Source organism: Paraburkholderia phytofirmans OLGA172, assembly GCF_001634365.1.
Lineage (GTDB): Bacteria > Pseudomonadota > Gammaproteobacteria > Burkholderiales > Burkholderiaceae > Paraburkholderia.
In genome coordinates, this window is the sequence record NZ_CP014579.1 from 624,210 (window position 1) to 640,526 (window position 16,317).

Below are 16,317 nucleotides of genomic sequence, written 5' to 3' on the forward strand. Positions count from 1 at the left end.
GCTTGATCACCTTCCATCCTTACCAGACGCTAGCGTCAAGGAAGCCAGCATTCTCGTCAAAGGATCTCCTTTTCGACGACGGAGCATGTGCACTCCCAGAATTTCTTCGTCGTCGTATTAACGCTTGAAAAAATACTCCCAGACCAATCGCGAAGGTCGGTTGGCGGTGTTTTCGCTTCAGTCAGTAGAAGTCGGGAGGCAAGTGACGCGGAGGGGGATGATACTGCGGCTGCGCGGGCCGATACGCGACATATCGTTCGGCTACTCCGGCCATGGGAGACGATACTGATCTTGTTGATGAAGACATAGACCGGTCGTCCGGTCTATCAAAAATGGGTATGAAATATATAGTGCGAGTTCCGTTGCTGGTTCAGGCCTGCGAATGGTGCATAGACTTGATGCGATGGTAGATCCAATCTATGAGGCCATTGCGTGAAAACTCGGCTTCGTGGACGGGATGCATCAGTGCTTGTCCCTTTCTCTCCCGGGCGGCTAGTCGTGCTGCGAGTGCATGCGCGACGTCGCTGTGCTGCTTAAGAAGGCTGGCAACCACGCCCCTCGGTAGTTCGTAGGCGATTACGTAAGTTCGTGCCACGAATGATACGTATGAGGTCACGCCTGCAATAGGCCCGCTTTCGCCGAAGTACTCTCGCGGACCGAAGCGCACGATGTCGTCGGCGTCGCCGCGCTGCGAGGTTGCACCTACGATCCCGTGGGCAATGATGGTAATGGCCCTTGACATCTCGCCGGCGGCAAGTATGACGTGTCCGGGTGTCAGTTCGCGTCTGACTAGCGCGGCAGCAAGCTGAACACGCTGCATGCGTGACAGCGTGCCAAACACTCCGATCCCTTCGATCAGACGGTACGTGAGCGCAGACTCCCCGCCGCCGACTGCTGTGTCGAATGGCTCGATCAGTGCCGAAAATGACTCCATATGCCGATGTGCCGCGTCGTAAAACCTGTTCAACACTTCGATTGATGATCGCTGTCCGGTAGGGAAAAACGTGATTTCATAACGGGTCGTTCTGCGTCCGACTAATGTCGTTGCAATTGTTGGCGTCGGATGATTTGCTATGCCGACACAGGTATCGATGGCAAGTTCGAGTGCACGAACGACGTCGGAAGGCCGGAACTTGGTGAATGCATCGAACTTTGCAACCGTCGCATGAGCCCCTGCGGGAACGCTTCGATTGATGATTCTAGACTTTGCTATCACGCTGTTCGGCACCACAATTGTGTCGCGATTGGTTTTAGCGATGTGCGTAGCGCGCCACGTAATTTCAACGACCTCTCCCTCGGTTGAGTCGTCTAGCGTGACGGCGTCTCCCACGCGGTAGGGTGACGTAGCGTTAATTAGCAAGCCAGAGAACAGATCCGAGAGAGTGCTCTGCAATGCGAGGCCCAAAACAATCGCGAGGGCGCCAGACGTAGCGAGTACACCCTTCAATGGTATGTCAAGGACGTCCGTAGTGATTGCCATCGCTGCGCCCGCGTATAGGAGCGTTGCTATGACGTCCAGTGTGAACCTGTGCTGCCGAAGACTTAATCCAACTGCGTAATAGGCCCGCACGACCGATGAGACTGCGGCAGCGGACAGTAACCACCACACGACTTCCAGTACCCCGCTCACGAAACGCATCGCGGGTAACGCGATATGCTGTGCCGCTTGTGTTGGCACGACCCCATACGTCAGCATTGTGACCGTGAACAACGCGAAGGCAGCAGACTTGATCGCTGCGTACACGACCGGGCGACGCGGGCCCATTTTCCAGAGAAAGACGAGAAGGTTTACGACCGCCGCCGCGATCGGCAATAGCAGTTGGTTAAGCGGATGTTGCATGGGATTCTGGAAGCCGCCTCTGACCTGCGTTTCAAGCAGGTACGTGCAGCATGGCGCGACTCCGCGTTTTCATGCGTGCAGTAAATTGACGATGTGTCGTCTGGATCCGTCACCGAAGTAGAAGAAGTGAGGGCGAAGCGCAAACCGCGGGAAATATCGACGCCGCGGTTCGACGGCTGAACGATACCCGTCGGATAGAGATCGGATCAATTCCAGGCTTGGCAATTCACTGTTCCTGGATCTGCGGGAACATGCGTCTGGCGCTGGATAGTATGATGTTCTGCCTGAATGGCAATCTCGATGAGGATCAGGACGACCTCGTTGCCACGGGAGAAGTCATCCTGACCCTTATCGACGTGGGCGCGGACAGTCACTGCCTCCTGTTGCGCTGAAAAGTCCTGAAATGTTCTGGTATCAGGCTGCGGCGTCATTGGCGCCAAGTGCGATCGCGAGAGGGAAATCGAAGAACTCGTATGACATTTGCAAGGCTGATTCCGCTAGGTCGAACTCAACCGGCGGTTTTCCAGTGAGTTTCCATAACCGTTCTAGACTATCCTTGCACCTCATCTCCCACGCCACGAACCCGCGACTTCGCGCGATGTGCAATGCGTTCAGGAGTGTGCATTCCGCCAAGTGCGAGGTGGCGTCGAACTCGCGTCGTAAAAGCATGATCTCTGCTTCGGCTCGCAGCAGTTCCACCCAGGAGAAAAGGTCGTTCATAGCGGCTGCCCTTGTCATCGCACGAGCGAGCAACGCGTCAGCATCGCGGGCTCTGCCAAATCTCGCTAGCGCAATTGCGGTTTCTGCCAGGAACGCGATCAGCACGACGCAATACTGCGCATCGCCCATTTTCTCCAGCGAAGGGGCGATGCTTGTGTCATACGATTCGACCTGCCCCAGGCGCAGCGCAGTCAAACCTCGCCACATTTCCGCGCGTGGCTTAAATGCCCACACGCAGTGCTGCCGCACGGCGTTCGAGAGCATCTGGACCGCCTGGTTGAGCCCTGCATCGTCGTTTCGCAGCAATGCTGTCGGACATAGTGCCTCGCTCAACACGTAGCAGATCGATGGCGTGTGGCCAAGTGCTTGCGCGTTCTTGAGTGCTCGCCGCGCTGTCAGCTCAGCGTCATCGTCGCGGCCGAGAAAGGCCAGTACCTGCGCGAGTACGGAGCCGGTTGCGCTGTGCTCGTCAAAAAGGAAGCGGATACGCTCGGCGTGGCTGGCGCGGCCGTCCGGTATTCTGATCGACTCCAGTTCGGTGAGTGCTTCATCGAGCTGCCCAAGCCACAGACGAGCCATTCCGGACATCCTCCGCGCCACGGTCCGGTCGCTGAGCCAGCGGGACTCCCCGGCAACCTCCGTGAAGCGCGTCGCTAGAGCAAGCGTCCGCGCATACTGCCCATTCAGCCATGCATGACTCCAGCAACCCCATAAGGCCCGCAGCTGATATTCAATATCACCCGTCTCCTGGGCAAGCGCCAAAGCAGAGTCAAATGGCTCGCAAGTCTGAGCCCCTACACTTTGAAACAGCAGGCATGCGCCGCGCGCCGTCTGCAGCTTCATCTCCCATTCGACTACCGGCAAATTCAGCCGGGCCTGGACGGGAAGTCTGGCTAACGCGTCCAGAGCTGTGTCCAGGCGCGAGAGACACTCCTCGAACAATGCAAGTTGCATGGTCGGGGCAATACTGGCCACGGTGAGCTCGATGGCGATAACCGTTGTCCCGTCTGTTGAAAAACTCCATTCGACAGCAGAGCGAAGATCGTCCAGATAAAACCCGAACGTGCGGCTCCAGTCGATCTCCACGCGTTCTCTAGCGAACCTCTCGGCGGTCCGGAAAATGTCCAGAACGTGCCGCGCGTGGCCCACTAGCCAGTCGTGGCTCGTACCGCTTTCGACGAGACGGTCACGCGCATACGCGCGGATCGTGTCGAGAAGCCGGTAATGCATCTGGGGGAGGTTAGGAACGGCACACAAAAGTGACTTGTCGACGAGTTCGGCGATAGCGGTCGCCACCTCATGTTGCGGCATGTCGGCGCCCCCGATCATCCGCTGTGCCGAGTCCAGCGTGAAAGTCCCGGCGAACAGACTGAGTCGCGCCAACGCCGTCCGAAGGTGCGGCGGCAAAAGCGCGTGGCTCCAGTCCACCGTCGCGCGCAATGTCTGCTGGCGCGGGAGCGCGGTTCGCGCCCCGTTTCGAAGAATCTGGAAGCGATCGTCGAGACGATCGGCTACCCCTTGAATGCCAAGGGCAGCAGTGCAAGCGGCAGCGAGTTCGATTGCCAGAGGGATGCCGTCCAGTTGTCTACAAATACGAGCGATCAGCGGTGTGTATGCGTCGACTTCCGCGTCCGGCTCCAAACCGGTCCGTTCGAGGAAAAGCTGGATCGCGCCGAAGCGCACGGCGTCTTGCGCATCGTAATGCGACGGCATGTCGAGCGACGGCACGTGATAGACCCGCTCTCCCGCGATTCTCAGCGCTTCCCGGCTCGTGGCGATTACTGTCGAGTTCGGTGTCATCTGCAGCAGCGTCTCTACGAGCTGCGCCGCGCTTTCAATCAGGTGTTCGCAATTGTCAACAACGATCAGGAGGCGACGACCATGGAGGGTAGGGGCGATTTTCTCGAGATCTCGCGCCCCATCGCCAGGCGGGAAACCGAACGCGGCAGCGACCGTGGCCGGCAGGTAGCCAGCCGACGCGGTCGCCGCCAATTCCACGAGAACAGTGCCGTCGGCAAAGTACGATGACATCTGGCGGGCGGCCTCGATCGCGAGCCGGGTCTTGCCGACGCCGCCTGTGCCAACGAGCGTGATGAGGCGGCGTGACCGGATGAGATCGGCGACCTCGACGAGCTGCGTTTCGCGGCCGATGAGACGCGATACGTGAGCTGGAAGCCCTTTGCCGCGGAATGCCGATGTGCTTGTCGGTGCCAGGCTTGACGGATCTGGAGCTAACGACGTACCAATGCCCAAATCTCCGACGAACTGGTACCCGCGTCCGGCAATGGTCCGTATCGCGCCGCGGTCGTTTCGCAGCGCGCGGCGCAGTAGTGATACCTGACCTTCGAGGGTATTCACGCCGACGACTCTTCTCGGCCAGACCACCTCCATGATCTGTTCCTTACTAACGACCATGCCACGCTGTTCGATGAGCAGTACGAGAAGGTCGAACGCGCGGTTCCCAACGCTGACGCATACACCGTCATGACTCAGCTCGCGACGGCCGGGGTTAACGGTCGTCGCGCCGAAGCGAAACAGGATGGCAGATTGAGACGGCGTGACCATGATGTGTCCTCTGGGCAGCGCGGACTCTGAAAAGAGTAACGTTACAGGCAACGCGGCGCCACTTTTTCCTTGAAGTACTTGCTGCTCAGACCCTCGACTTCCGCCCCCTTTCAACTTCCTGCTGGCGGCTCCACTGCTGTCTGGGACGCGGCAGCCTAGCGCCAGAAGATTTCAGGACTTTTCAGCATACCAAGAGGAGATGACGTTGCCGGGCCGCTATGATCGATGCATGTTCGGCTTGGCCAACATGCGTGTCAGTGGAGTAACGAACATGCAATCCCACGAAACGATTATCGTTCTTGAGCGCCCGGCCGACGAGAGTTCAACGGCTATCTGGCTCCGCCGCATGATCAGATGGTCGCGCCCTTGCACCGAACGTGCAACCTGACCTGCACAGTCAGCAAGGGCGCTTTCAACGTCCAGCGAGCCATCATAACGCGGAAGAAATAGCCTCATCAGAAATTCGTTTTGAGGTCTGATCAACCGGACGGTGGTGTGCCGTCTATGGAAACTGCATCGACACATGGGAACACCAACGGGAACACCAACAGTCCGCGAGCGGATTCTCGACCATGCCATAATCCTGATCATGGAGCGTGGCTACAACGGGTTTAGCTATCGGGACCTGTCGGAGCTGGTTGGCGTTAAGACTTCGAGCATCCACTACTACTTTCCGTCCAAGGAAGATCTTGTGCTTGAGGCCGTCAACGAGTACAGCGATAACGTACTCAACTCCATGCAGGAGATCGATGCCGCGTTACCAGCGGACACACAGCTTGCGAAGTACGCAGAGCTGTTCGACAGCGCATTGAGTGACGGTAACCAGATTTGTCTGTGCGGTATGCTAGCCGCGGACATTCGCTGGCTGCCAGAGAGCGTCCGACTTGCGGTCCAGACATTTTTCACGGCCAACGAGAGCTGGCTGGCGAAAGTGCTAGCACAAGGGCTCGACGAGCGCCCGCTCGCCGTCAACTGTACGTGGGATAGTGCGGCCCGAATGCTCTTTGCTGCATATCAGGGCAGCATGTTGGCGAGTCGCCTGTTTCGAACGGCAGCACGTCGCAAAGAAATCGAAGCCGCATGGAAGATCATGAGGTAAAACAGCACCGAAAAGGGCGGAGCTTTTCACACAACGCGAAAACCCTCTTCTTGCACTTTGTTTGCGGGCGGGTGCTGAACCGAAGGTGTGACGGATTTCGTGCAAAAATCTATCTAGTAAGAGATAGCGTGTTTCCTGGGAGCGCAGAGCAAGATCGCAACCCCGGCTGACGTCTCGATCAACGGTAGGGTAAGCGTCGGATCTAATCAGGTTGGCTTTGGTATCGAGGTTGGATTGAAGATCTCGCTGCCTGGTATATCAATCGATGGAGTCCTGTCGGTTGTCGACAAGGTCCACGTTGTCTGCGCGTATTCGAGCACGACCCGTAGCAACGTCGACCGCATGCTCATGCAAAGCGCCGCCGGTTGAACGGAAAATCCGTCTCGGGAAGGAGGTCATAACGCAAATAGAATACGTCAAACCAACTGGGTGGCACTCCGAGAACGGGCGATTCACGGTTGCTCATCTGCCAAATCCCCATGCCTCTCGATCACCTGAGCGTCGCGCGCAATCACGGTGGGCATGAACTCACGCAAGAACTCTATCCAAGTCCGTATCCTTGCATCGGTATATCGTCGCGAGGGATGCAGCGCGTAGATGTTCATCCTTTGCAATGTATATTGGGGCAGAACTCGAACCAGGCTTCCGTTCGCCAAGCCGAGGAGCGCCGAATATACAGGCAACACGCCAATTCCCATGCTTGAACTTACCGCCATCGCCATGGACTCTGCCGTGTTCAACTCTACCGAGCCGGACACTTTCATCGCCTCGATACCTTTGTCACTTTCCAGCAACCACTCATATGCAGGAAACGCGGGAGTGTGCAGGATGAGACACTCGTGCTGCGCGAGTTGGCTTGGGCTGCGTGGCATACCACGATCGCGCACGTACTCGGGGGATGCGCATAACACGCTGAACGAGGTGCCGAGCAGGTGAGAAACGAGGTCGGAGTCCGCAAGCGCCGCTGAAGTTGCTACGATCGCGACATCGGTGCTCCCCTCATAGAGCTCAGGGAGCCGTTGCGATAGCGTAAGCTCGACGGCGACATGAGGATAACGAGTCCGGTACTCTTTGACTGCCGGCAAAATATAGTACTGACCAAATCCCACGAAGCTGTGAATGCGCAATTTCCCAATGGGGCGCTGCTGGGCACCGCTAGCTTCCTCGTCGGCTCTCTCGACATCCGCGAGAATCTGCTTGCATCTATCGAGATAAACCTCACCCGCGGGTGTCAACGCAATCTTTCGTGTAGAACGATGGAACAACCGTGTACGCAATCTCATTTCGAGTTCGGTTATGGCTCTGGAAATGGCGCCGGGGCTGGTATTCAATATCTCGGCAGCGGCTGTAAACTTACCGCATTCAGCCACACGCACAAATACGCGCATCTGATTGAACATGTCCATGCTGCTCCCTGTTGTTTTGATTAACGCGAGGCGGTTGCCGGAGTAATCATATCGCTACTAGTTTCCCATCCCCCGCCGAGTGATTTGAACAGGTCCACCTGGCTCATTGCCACATCGACTTTGCTTTCGGTCAGCCTGAGTTCGTTCGCTGTCAAGGTACGACTCGCATCGAGGTCGTCAAGATAAGTTGCCCTACCGCCAACAAACATCCGATGTGCATCGGACGCGGACTCGACAGCCGAGGCGTGCGCACGTTCAAGTGCGTTGAGTTGGTCCATGCTTGCTTCATAGCCTGCCAGACTCGACTGAACCTCCTTCAGTGCTTGCAAGACGACACCATCGAACGAAGCCAACGCTGCGCGCTGCTCGGCACGGGCTTCGGAAATACGTGCGCGCGCACCGTTTACGGGGAAAGTCCAACTAATCATCGGGCCGACGGACCAGCGCGCAGTGCTTCCCATCCCCAAGTCGCCGGTTTCGCCTGTTAGACCGGTAGACGCACCAAGAATTACGTTAGGGTACAGGGCGCCGATGGACACGCCAATGCGCGCGGTCGAGGCTGCAAGCTTTCGCTCCGACTCCCGAACGTCCGGGCGCCGCTTTAATAGTGCGGTGCCGTCTCCGATAGGTATCTTTGATTCGAGCTGGGGTAAACGTGTACATTCGCGGACAGTTTCTGGAAGCTCTGCTGGGCTTTCTGCGAGCAAAGCGGCCAAGCGGTATTGTGCAATGTGTTGACGTGCGCTGTACTTGGGTATGGTAGCTTCTATTTCCCGGATCGCAGTTTCCTGTCGAGATGTCTCGGATACGTCCGCTCGGCCTAGTGCGTGCAGTCGGGCAATGAGATCTCCCCGAGACTGCTGCTCAGCAACCGCTTGGCGAGCGACACTCAACTCTGCTCCAGAGCCACAGTTCTCAACGTAAGCGTGCACGACGTCCGATACGACGGCGACACGTGCAACGTCTTTTGCCGCTAGTGCTGCGTCGCTATCTGCCTTTGCGGCCTCTACCCCTCGTTTAAGCGTTCCGAACAGATCGATTTCGTACGTGACGTTGATGCCGAAGTTGCTGGCGTTGGTGACGGGCACCTTTTCGGGCAGCAGGTATTGCTCACCCGCCTCCTGCGTGCGTTCCTGCAGGGCCGAAACACCCCCCGAGAAACCGCCCTGCTCGTCAGCAAACTGGACGCCAGCGCGTGCGCGCTCAAGATTCGCCATCGCTACCCTGAGGTCTGTGTTCTGCTGCAACGCTCTTTGGACCATGTCGTTCAGAACGGGGTCATCGTACAGCTTCCACCAGTTTGGAGGCGGAGATTGCGAATCCGTCGTGTATCCCTTTGCATCGAGAAGCGGCTGCTTAGCCACGTCCTGATTTATCGCGGCCTCAGATGGCAACCGATAGTTCGGACCGACCACACATCCTGTAAGGATGGTCGAAAGGGCGACCACGGCTACAGCCTGTCTCATCGAGCGCTCCCTGTTGTTTCGCCGCCCGATTGTCGGACCGACACTGTAGCGGTACGGCCCGCGATGAGCCGGAAATCGACCGGAACATTGTCAAACGCAATCTGAATAGGAATGCGCTCAGCGAGACGGACCCAGCTAAAAGCCGGGTTGATGTTTGGCAGAAGACTTGAGCCCTGTGTCCGGTTACGGTCTTCGATGCCCGCAGCAAAACTCTCGACATGGCCATGCAGGAGGGTTGGCTCTCCCATCACTTTTATATCAACAGGTGCTCCAATGGTGATGCCTCTTAGTCTCGTTTCTTCGAAGTAGCCGTCAACCCGAAACGAATTGAGGTCGACAATCGATAACAAAGACTTCCCGCTCGTCGCGAACTCTCCGACTCGTGGAGCTTGGTCGTTCAGGTAGCCGTCGACGGGGCTGTACACCCGAGTCCTTTGCAGGTTGACCCGCGCTACGCCCACCGCAACATTTGCTGCGTCGAGTTGCGCCTGAGCGGCCTCGACGCGCGTTCGACCCTGTTCGCTCGTTTCGGCCGAGACGAGCTCTCCGAGGGCAGCATTTCTGGCACTTTCGCGTCGTGCTTCGTCCAGTTCGACTCGTCGTTGACTTGCCACCGCCATGGCGTCGCTGAGCGCAAGCGTGTATCGTTCCCTGTCAATCTCGTAGAGAAGTTGCCCCTTGGTGACCCGTTCGTTGTCTTGAACTGGTACTGCGGTGATGAGCCCCGAGACGTCAGGCGCAACCTGAACGACGTCCGCACGAACGTGTCCGTCTCTTGTCCATGGTGCGAAAGAGTAGTATGCGACGAGCTTCCAGAGAATATATCCAGCAACTGACGCTGCAATGAGCGTAAGCAGGACGCGGCCGCTTACTAAAAATATGTTTTTCACTTTCTTGGCACAGTAAAGAGAACAAGAATTCCAAGTATCACGACGTACATGGACAGGTCGAAAAGATGACGATGCCAGACCAGCCGATAAAATCCGACCTGTTCCAGCACCCGTTTTACCGCTAGATTTAGCATCCAGGCGATCAGCATCAGGAGAACGATTGCTGGAGCGAAGATGCCTACGATATCCACGTCTTCTATCAATTGACTTCTCCGTTGTCGCCACGGACGAGAGCGACGCGCAAGTCTGCCAAATAAAAGGCGATTTCACTTCGAGCCTTAGCTCGCTCTCGTCCTCCGGAGGCAACACCACTTTTAGGAAAACTAATCTCACTCATGGCATTGTCGATAGATGCCAGAAGAGCAGCTGGGACCGGCTTCCGATGCCGATGTCGAACACACGTATCGAAGTACGACTCAATGTTCCGAAAAACACCCTCGAGCGTCGTCTGTATGTCCTGCGTTACACGTCGCTGCTTTCTCCTAAGGTCAAGGACACTGAAAACGATTCGTGCATCCCTTAGGCTTTCGGACGAAGGATGGCTTTTATTGTTGCCGCTGGAGGTTTGCCTTTGCAGCGATTGCATTAGTCGGTCAAGGACGCGTGCGGCGAACAGCCGTTGGTTCGCAATTGGTCGGAGCGACGCCGCCGTAGCTATGTCCGACCACGACTGACGTGTATGCCGTGCTACGAGTAGATCAGGTCCGAATGGCTTCGTCAGACGCATCCAGATGATTGCGAACAGCAGTCCAACGACACCGGCAATGTTGAGATTGAGGAACGAATCAAAGTTGATATCGAAAATACCTTGAATACTCAGAAATGTTGCTGTGTGTACGGCGGTTAGCGCGGTGGCGACGGCGAATCGAGGTCTAGGAAGCACGGTACCTATCAGGACAAACGGCACGCAGAATATGATAACCAGCATTGCGAAGTCCTGAGTGTGCGGTAACACTGCAACAACATAGATGCCGGCGATGACGAGGCTGCAACAGACAGCGACAAAGTACTGGGTTATCTGTGCAGCCGGGTCGTCGGCCGTCGCAAAGAAGCAGCAGGAAACGGCCGCGAGCGTTACTCCCAGCGCGCCGTCTGTCCATCCAGAATAGATCCACAAGCAGCAAGCGACGAATATTGCAAGAACGGCAGAAGCCGCAGAAAACACGAGCACGGGCGTGTCACGATATGGCTTTGGGGTGCTTACCCGCCAATGGCGGAGCGCTCCTCGCCAAGATGGATTGGGCTCGCGAAGGGCGGCTTCGAGAGTGAGGCAATCTTCCCAAACGTCCGTGAACTGTCTCAGGCGGCGGAAGACGCCCGCGAGGTTGGCAGAGTCAGGTGCGTGAGCAGCCAAGCACTCTCGTGCCAAGGTCGCCACATCATGGCGTAGATGGCGTAAGGAGTTTCTAGAGGAGCCGCCGTTTTCAAACCGTTGGGTAACCAAATCGATCGCTTTTTGCAAGTCGGCAGGGATGGCCCGGTTCTCGCGCTTCAGTTGAGACAATGAGTCGATGAGTGCCGAACCAATCACCACAAAGAGTTGCATCCGGGAAATTAGCTGCTGTGCCTGCTTTATGGCCAACGGCGTCACGTGGTCATAGGACAATTGACTCACCACGAACTCTAGCGAATTCGACAAGGTGACGAGTCGCCTGCGCAGTGTCGGCATATCAGCTTTCTGGTCGTTGCCCGAGAGGCATATCTGACCAAACTTGGTCGCGTCAGCAAACCAACCGCTTGCTCTGTCTGCGAGAGAGGAACTGAGCTTTACGGGAAAGAGAATGCTTCCGACGACACTCGCACAAATAATTCCAACCGTAATCTCCTCGGTGCGGGAGACCGCTATGTCGAACACGGTGTATGGTGAATCGACAGCGCTCAGCGCGACCAGTGGCATGGTGTATCCAGCGAGAACAAACAAGTAGCCACGTGCGCTTCGGTCATGCATCGACGCAAACACGAGCAGACCGCTCCATAGTGCAACGATTGCGGAAAAGATCAACGGTTCTTCAACGAAGCGAGGAAGTAGCAACGCGGCGGCAGCTGCACCGATGGCTGTTCCGACGGCTCGATAAACGGCCTTGGACCGGGTCGCTCCGACAAATGGGTTCGCCACCACGTAGACGCTGGCCATCGCCCAGTATGGTCGCGGTAGTTCCAGTTTGAGCGCGATGTAGAGCGCGATCATCGACGCAATGAACGTCTTGAGAGAAAAGAGCCATTCGAGTCGAGACGGGAAGCGGAACCCCGTGCCCTTCAACATAGCTATCACGCTTGCCCCCGTTCAGCGTTGAAGAACGCTTGGAGCACCTTGATCGTTGTGTCCAGGTCATTGTCTGAAATGTTTGCGAGAGCTCGAGAGCGCAACTCTGCAAGTCTCACCTCAGCAGCATCCGCCACTTCAAAACCCTTTTCGGTCAAAAAGACGGAATTGGCTCGACGGTCTCCGGGATAGCTCAAACGTTTAACAAGGCCCGCGAGGGCGAGCTGGTCAATCAACCGGCAGAGGGATGGGCCTTTTAGGCTAGCCATTTGGGCTAACGTCGACTGATGAACCGGTTCGGCAAGTTTCTTCAGGAGCATTAACGGCTCTGCACATGCCTCTGTGAGCGGCAGTGAGCTGAGACATTGTCTCCTGATGAAACGCCATTGCCGCGCCGCCGTTGTCAGGGCTACGCTGGCAGCAAGTCGCTTTGCGTTGGTGTCTGAACACATGGTCGATGCTGCCGATTCGACCGACTGGTGACTGTTTAGCAATCAGCAGTGGGAAGCGGCTTCCGTCTAGAAAAATTCAGTGTACGCACGCGCGCGGTTCGAGGACACACCGAGGTTGCCAAGAGATTCATGCCAACGTTGGTAAAAATGCAAAATTTGTTCTTTTTCTCTGATTTTTGAAACCTTTGACCGGTCGATGTAGATCGTTGCACACACGTGGACCGACGAACGCGTGGTCGACTTTGACCGACAACAACAAGAAACGCGACCGCGCCAAGGTCGTAGTGGCCGGCGCCGTTGCGACGGCAGGGCAGCGGCAAAATTACAAGCGGGAGGTGCGGTGTCCTGCGTCCCGGATCGGTTGCTACGCTCGTACCAAGCGATACGTGTGCATTAGCAACATGCCGCGCGCGTGGGCAGGGCGTGGCGTCGAGCCGCAACTCTGCTCAGTTTCGAAAGTGGCGCAAAGCGTTGTGCGGACGAAGCACGCCCGGTGGGCGGAACGGGCGCTCCGATGCCAGAGGGCATCGCTGCTTCAATCGGTCGCCCTTGCTTACAATGTGTTCGAGCGCGTGCCGTTGGACAACTTGACAATACCTCTATCAGCACTTCGTCATTCGGGAAAGAGCGGCGAATCAATGCAACGAATGTCTAACTCACGACACTGGGTGAGCGGTCCATTGGTTGATCTTCATATAGGTCCGTATAATGGACCATTGGTCGTCGTAACCTTTGCGATGTGTTGATTTTATACAGATAATCTGAGTAGATTAAGCTCTCAAAGCCATATATTGCGTTAGTGATGGTGCCATAATATGGATCAAGGCAAGAATTGGAGGGGCGTGATGGAAGCTGTACCTGGAGCGCAGGCTGTATCCCGCGCCCTGCGTGTTCTGCGAGCGGTCGCGAGGACGAGAAGCGCTGGCATCAATCTCGCGCAACTGGTGCGCGACACATATCTCAACAAACCGACCGTCCATCGGCTGGTGCTTGCGCTGATCGCTGAAGGAATGGTCGAGCAGGATCCGCGATCGTTGCGATATTTTGTCGGACGCGAATGCTATGTCTTGGGCAGCATCGCGAACGAGCGCTTCGGGTTAGGTCGCGAAGCGGCAGACGCTGTGGCGCGCCTCGCACGCTCATCGGGAGATTCGGCTTTCTTCTCGATTCGCAGCGACGTGTATGCCGTTTGTGTTCTGCGAGAAGACGGAGACTTCCCGCTCAAGACGCATGTCCTACAACCTGGAACTAGACACCCGCTAGGTGTCGGCGCAGGCAGCCTTGCTATGCTCGCCGCTATGGACGACGCTGAAGTTGAACGCTGCCTTCTGATAAACGACGAGCAACTGAGGACCGCATATCCGAACTTTTCTGTGCCAATGCTACGAAAGGAAGTTGCTCTTACGCGGGAGAGGGGATATTCGGTCAACGAGGGGAGGGTGGTTAGCGGTTCTTGGGGAGTCGCTGCTGCGGTCCGCTCGCCGTCGGGAGATGTCGTGGGAGCCCTTACGATCGCCGCGGTTGAGTCGCGACTGCAGAGAGACCGTCAGCAGGAGATGGGGCGGCAATTGCAAGATGAAGCACGGCATCTTGAGAAACATCTCGCAGGTGCCGCTGCCATGCGGCCGGAGCACAAAATGAAGCGCACCGGACGAAACTGACGACCCCAGATCATAGACTGATGCGAAACGTTGCCGGTAACGCGCCGATCTGCGCCGGCGCAGGGCCGTGCTGCCTGAGCAGATTGCGCATTACGTTACGCGCGGGGCCGCGGCATTATCGTGCCGCTTTGGACCAGTACGTCGAGTTCAACACCGTGCTAGTCGACCGCTCGCCACAACAGATACAGCTCGCCGCCGCGCAACGTCACGAACTGGTAAGTAGGCCCGAGGGATTTCACCTCGAGCACCGGGTGACCGGAGGCAGTCACCCGCCCCCGGTTCCCACTGAACGTAGCGTGCGGATTTCCCGCACTACGCTCTTCAGCAGTTGATTCACAGCACCGCGATAGCTTGCAACGCCCGATAGGGAAGGTGCAGCTTTGGTCGCATTAATGGAAACCGCTTCTTGATCTCCTGGAATGCCTCCCAGGTAACGCCGCCTGAACGACTCCGACTACTCAGCATCTTGCGCCAGTAACGCTCCACCGCTCTATGTACCTTCTGCAACGCCCGGAAGTTCCCGGCAATGCCGTAGTACGCATAGTGGCCGCGTAATACCCGATTGAGCTTTTCAGCTTGCTCCCGAATCGATAAATGCCTCACTTGACGCATCAGGTCTTGCAAGCTAGCCAGACTACGCCGGAGTCGAGACTTTTCCGTGCGCATCCCTATCTTGGAATTGCCTTTCAGGCTGCGCGTGCAGTACAGGGTGAAGCCCAGAAAGTAAATCGTCTCTGGACGCCGCTTCCCGTGATGGCTTGCGTACCGTTGGGCAAAACGACCAAATGCAACGAGATTGGTTTTGGTCGGTTCGAGCGCCAGACCAAATTTCTCTAATCGTTTGCGCAAGGCATCCTGAACACGAAGTGCATCAGACTGATTTTGGAAACACATTACAAAATCGTCGATATAGCGACCCAGATAAGCCTCGCCCTGCAGGTGACGCTTGCAGGACCACAACGGTCTGAGAGTATTCCGCAGCATGTGGTAAAGGGACCTATGAGATCTGTAGGCTCCAGGTCTGATTCAAAGGTAAGCTCTGTCATCTTCTTCGCCTCTTCCCCGGTAGCCTCAGCCAGGCCGCACCACGGTCCGAACCGCCGGTCGCGTTCAGGAAGGCCAATGCGAGCAACGCATTTATCTCAGGCAAGGTGGCAGCCTCGTGTGCCAGGCGGATGGTGTCTCTGGCGTGCCGACTGGTACGAATTGCGGCGCACACTGCGTGTCAACGTCTGACTGGGCTGCTGGGCTTCTCTCTCAGCAAGCGAGCGATTGTTTCGCTGATCCCGTCTATGCTGCCGAGGCCATGGATTTTCCGGTACTCAGGCGGCTTCAGTCCGTTGCACTCGCCCCTTTGAGCCCATTCCTGGTAGTACTGGATCAGCGGCTTCGTCTGTGCAACGTAGATATCAAGGCGCCTTTTCACGGTTTCTTCCTTGTCGTCGTCGCGTTGGATGAGCGGTTCACCAGTGACATCGTCAAACATATTGTTCGCAGGTGGGTTGAACGTGATGTGATACGTGCGGCCGGATGCTGGATGCACACGACGCCCACTCATGCGCATGATGATTTCATTGTATGGGACGTCGATTTCCAAAACGTAGTCGACTGCAACGTTTGCTTGCTTCATCGCTTCAGCCTGCGGCAAGGTGCGTGGAAAACCGTCGAACAGGTAACCGCTCGCGCAGTCGGGCAGTAGCAGTCGTTCTTTCACAAGATTGAGGATGAGCGCGTCCGGAACCAACTCGCCCGCATCCATATATCGCTTCGCTTCGACGCCGAGATGTGAGCGGGCAGCAACCGCCGCACGCAGCATGTCACCTGTGGAGATTTGCGGGATGCCGAACTTTTGCCTGATGAAGTTTGCCTGTGTACCCTTGCCTGCACCTGGTGCGCCTAAGAGGATCATTCGCATACTGAACCGCCCCGGATTTGGTGGAGGCTCCAATTTTTGA

Annotated in this window: 13 protein-coding genes; 3 read left to right on the forward strand and 10 right to left on the reverse strand. The window is 56.7% G+C overall.

Annotated features, from left to right (window positions below):
* Nucleotides 1-370: 370 nt before the first annotated feature.
* The gene (locus AYM40_RS23075) at nucleotides 371-1,840 is read right to left on the reverse strand and encodes a mechanosensitive ion channel family protein (RefSeq protein ID WP_063498565.1); all 1,470 of its coding nucleotides are present in this window, start codon (nucleotides 1,838-1,840) and stop codon (nucleotides 371-373) included.
* Between the two features lie 251 nt (nucleotides 1,841-2,091).
* On the opposite strand from AYM40_RS23075, the gene AYM40_RS41495 reads away from it, so the two are divergent.
* The gene (locus AYM40_RS41495; protein WP_158515317.1) at nucleotides 2,092-2,232 is read left to right on the forward strand and encodes a hypothetical protein; all 141 of its coding nucleotides are present in this window, start codon (nucleotides 2,092-2,094) and stop codon (nucleotides 2,230-2,232) included.
* A gap of 22 nt (nucleotides 2,233-2,254) precedes the next feature.
* On the opposite strand, the gene AYM40_RS23080 is transcribed toward AYM40_RS41495, so the two are convergent.
* The gene (locus AYM40_RS23080; protein ID WP_148662283.1) at nucleotides 2,255-5,239 is read right to left on the reverse strand and encodes an ATP-binding protein; all 2,985 of its coding nucleotides are present in this window, start codon (nucleotides 5,237-5,239) and stop codon (nucleotides 2,255-2,257) included.
* 409 nt (nucleotides 5,240-5,648) lie between these two features.
* Here AYM40_RS23080 and AYM40_RS23085 point away from each other — a divergent pair, with 409 nt between their 5' ends.
* Nucleotides 5,649-6,224, forward strand: coding sequence for a TetR/AcrR family transcriptional regulator (locus AYM40_RS23085; protein WP_063498567.1), 576 nt, complete (start codon nucleotides 5,649-5,651; stop codon nucleotides 6,222-6,224).
* 452 nt (nucleotides 6,225-6,676) lie between these two features.
* Here AYM40_RS23085 and AYM40_RS23090 read toward each other — a convergent pair whose 3' ends face one another.
* From AYM40_RS23090 to AYM40_RS23115, 6 genes are read right to left on the reverse strand one after another with little or no spacing between them, the layout of a single operon-like run.
* Complete coding sequence (locus AYM40_RS23090) at nucleotides 6,677-7,630, reverse strand: LysR family transcriptional regulator (RefSeq protein WP_063498568.1); 954 nt, start codon at nucleotides 7,628-7,630, stop codon at nucleotides 6,677-6,679.
* 20 nt (nucleotides 7,631-7,650) lie between these two features.
* Nucleotides 7,651-9,096, reverse strand: coding sequence for an efflux transporter outer membrane subunit (locus AYM40_RS23095; RefSeq protein ID WP_063498569.1), 1,446 nt, complete (start codon nucleotides 9,094-9,096; stop codon nucleotides 7,651-7,653).
* The gene (locus tag AYM40_RS23100) at nucleotides 9,093-9,986 is read right to left on the reverse strand and encodes an HlyD family secretion protein (protein WP_063498570.1); all 894 of its coding nucleotides are present in this window, start codon (nucleotides 9,984-9,986) and stop codon (nucleotides 9,093-9,095) included. Before AYM40_RS23100 ends, AYM40_RS23095 begins: the two co-directional genes overlap by 4 nt.
* A complete protein-coding gene (locus AYM40_RS23105; RefSeq protein ID WP_063498571.1) occupies nucleotides 9,983-10,189 on the reverse strand; it encodes a DUF1656 domain-containing protein in 207 nt (68 codons plus the stop codon). The genes AYM40_RS23100 and AYM40_RS23105 overlap by 4 nt, the downstream gene beginning before the upstream one ends.
* Nucleotides 10,186-12,249: an FUSC family protein gene (locus tag AYM40_RS23110; RefSeq protein WP_063498572.1), complete on the reverse strand. Its 2,064-nt coding sequence runs from the start codon at nucleotides 12,247-12,249 to the stop codon at nucleotides 10,186-10,188. Before AYM40_RS23110 ends, AYM40_RS23105 begins: the two co-directional genes overlap by 4 nt.
* Before the next feature lie 5 nt (nucleotides 12,250-12,254).
* Nucleotides 12,255-12,569, reverse strand: coding sequence for a MarR family winged helix-turn-helix transcriptional regulator (locus AYM40_RS23115; protein WP_082855250.1), 315 nt, complete (start codon nucleotides 12,567-12,569; stop codon nucleotides 12,255-12,257).
* Between the two features lie 977 nt (nucleotides 12,570-13,546).
* Between AYM40_RS23115 and AYM40_RS23120 the strand changes: the two genes are divergently transcribed.
* The gene (locus AYM40_RS23120) at nucleotides 13,547-14,362 is read left to right on the forward strand and encodes an IclR family transcriptional regulator (RefSeq protein WP_063498574.1); all 816 of its coding nucleotides are present in this window, start codon (nucleotides 13,547-13,549) and stop codon (nucleotides 14,360-14,362) included.
* Nucleotides 14,363-14,695: 333 nt separating this feature from the next.
* On the opposite strand, the gene AYM40_RS23125 is transcribed toward AYM40_RS23120, so the two are convergent.
* Nucleotides 14,696-15,346 (reverse strand): reverse transcriptase domain-containing protein, encoded by a 651-nt coding sequence (locus tag AYM40_RS23125; protein ID WP_082855251.1) that lies wholly within the window; start codon nucleotides 15,344-15,346, stop codon nucleotides 14,696-14,698.
* Between the two features lie 241 nt (nucleotides 15,347-15,587).
* A complete protein-coding gene (adk, locus tag AYM40_RS23130) occupies nucleotides 15,588-16,277 on the reverse strand; it encodes an adenylate kinase (RefSeq protein ID WP_063498575.1) in 690 nt (229 codons plus the stop codon).
* Nucleotides 16,278-16,317 lie beyond the last annotated feature (40 nt).

Bases quoted from the DNA above. Each gene is read 5' to 3' on its own strand.
- AYM40_RS23075 (WP_063498565.1), bottom strand. From the start codon at position 1,840: ATGCAACATCCGCTTAACCAACTGCTATTGCCGATCGCGGCGGCGGTC.
- AYM40_RS41495 (WP_158515317.1), top strand. From the start codon at position 2,092: ATGCGTCTGGCGCTGGATAGTATGATGTTCTGCCTGAATGGCAATCTC.
- AYM40_RS23085 (WP_063498567.1), top strand. From the start codon at position 5,649: ATGGGAACACCAACGGGAACACCAACAGTCCGCGAGCGGATTCTCGAC.
- AYM40_RS23090 (WP_063498568.1), bottom strand. From the start codon at position 7,630: ATGGACATGTTCAATCAGATGCGCGTATTTGTGCGTGTGGCTGAATGC.
- AYM40_RS23095 (WP_063498569.1), bottom strand. From the start codon at position 9,096: ATGAGACAGGCTGTAGCCGTGGTCGCCCTTTCGACCATCCTTACAGGA.
- AYM40_RS23110 (WP_063498572.1), bottom strand. From the start codon at position 12,249: ATGTTGAAGGGCACGGGGTTCCGCTTCCCGTCTCGACTCGAATGGCTC.
- AYM40_RS23115 (WP_082855250.1), bottom strand. From the start codon at position 12,569: ATGCTCCTGAAGAAACTTGCCGAACCGGTTCATCAGTCGACGTTAGCC.
- AYM40_RS23120 (WP_063498574.1), top strand. From the start codon at position 13,547: ATGGAAGCTGTACCTGGAGCGCAGGCTGTATCCCGCGCCCTGCGTGTT.
- AYM40_RS23125 (WP_082855251.1), bottom strand. From the start codon at position 15,346: ATGCTGCGGAATACTCTCAGACCGTTGTGGTCCTGCAAGCGTCACCTG.
- adk (WP_063498575.1), bottom strand. From the start codon at position 16,277: ATGCGAATGATCCTCTTAGGCGCACCAGGTGCAGGCAAGGGTACACAG.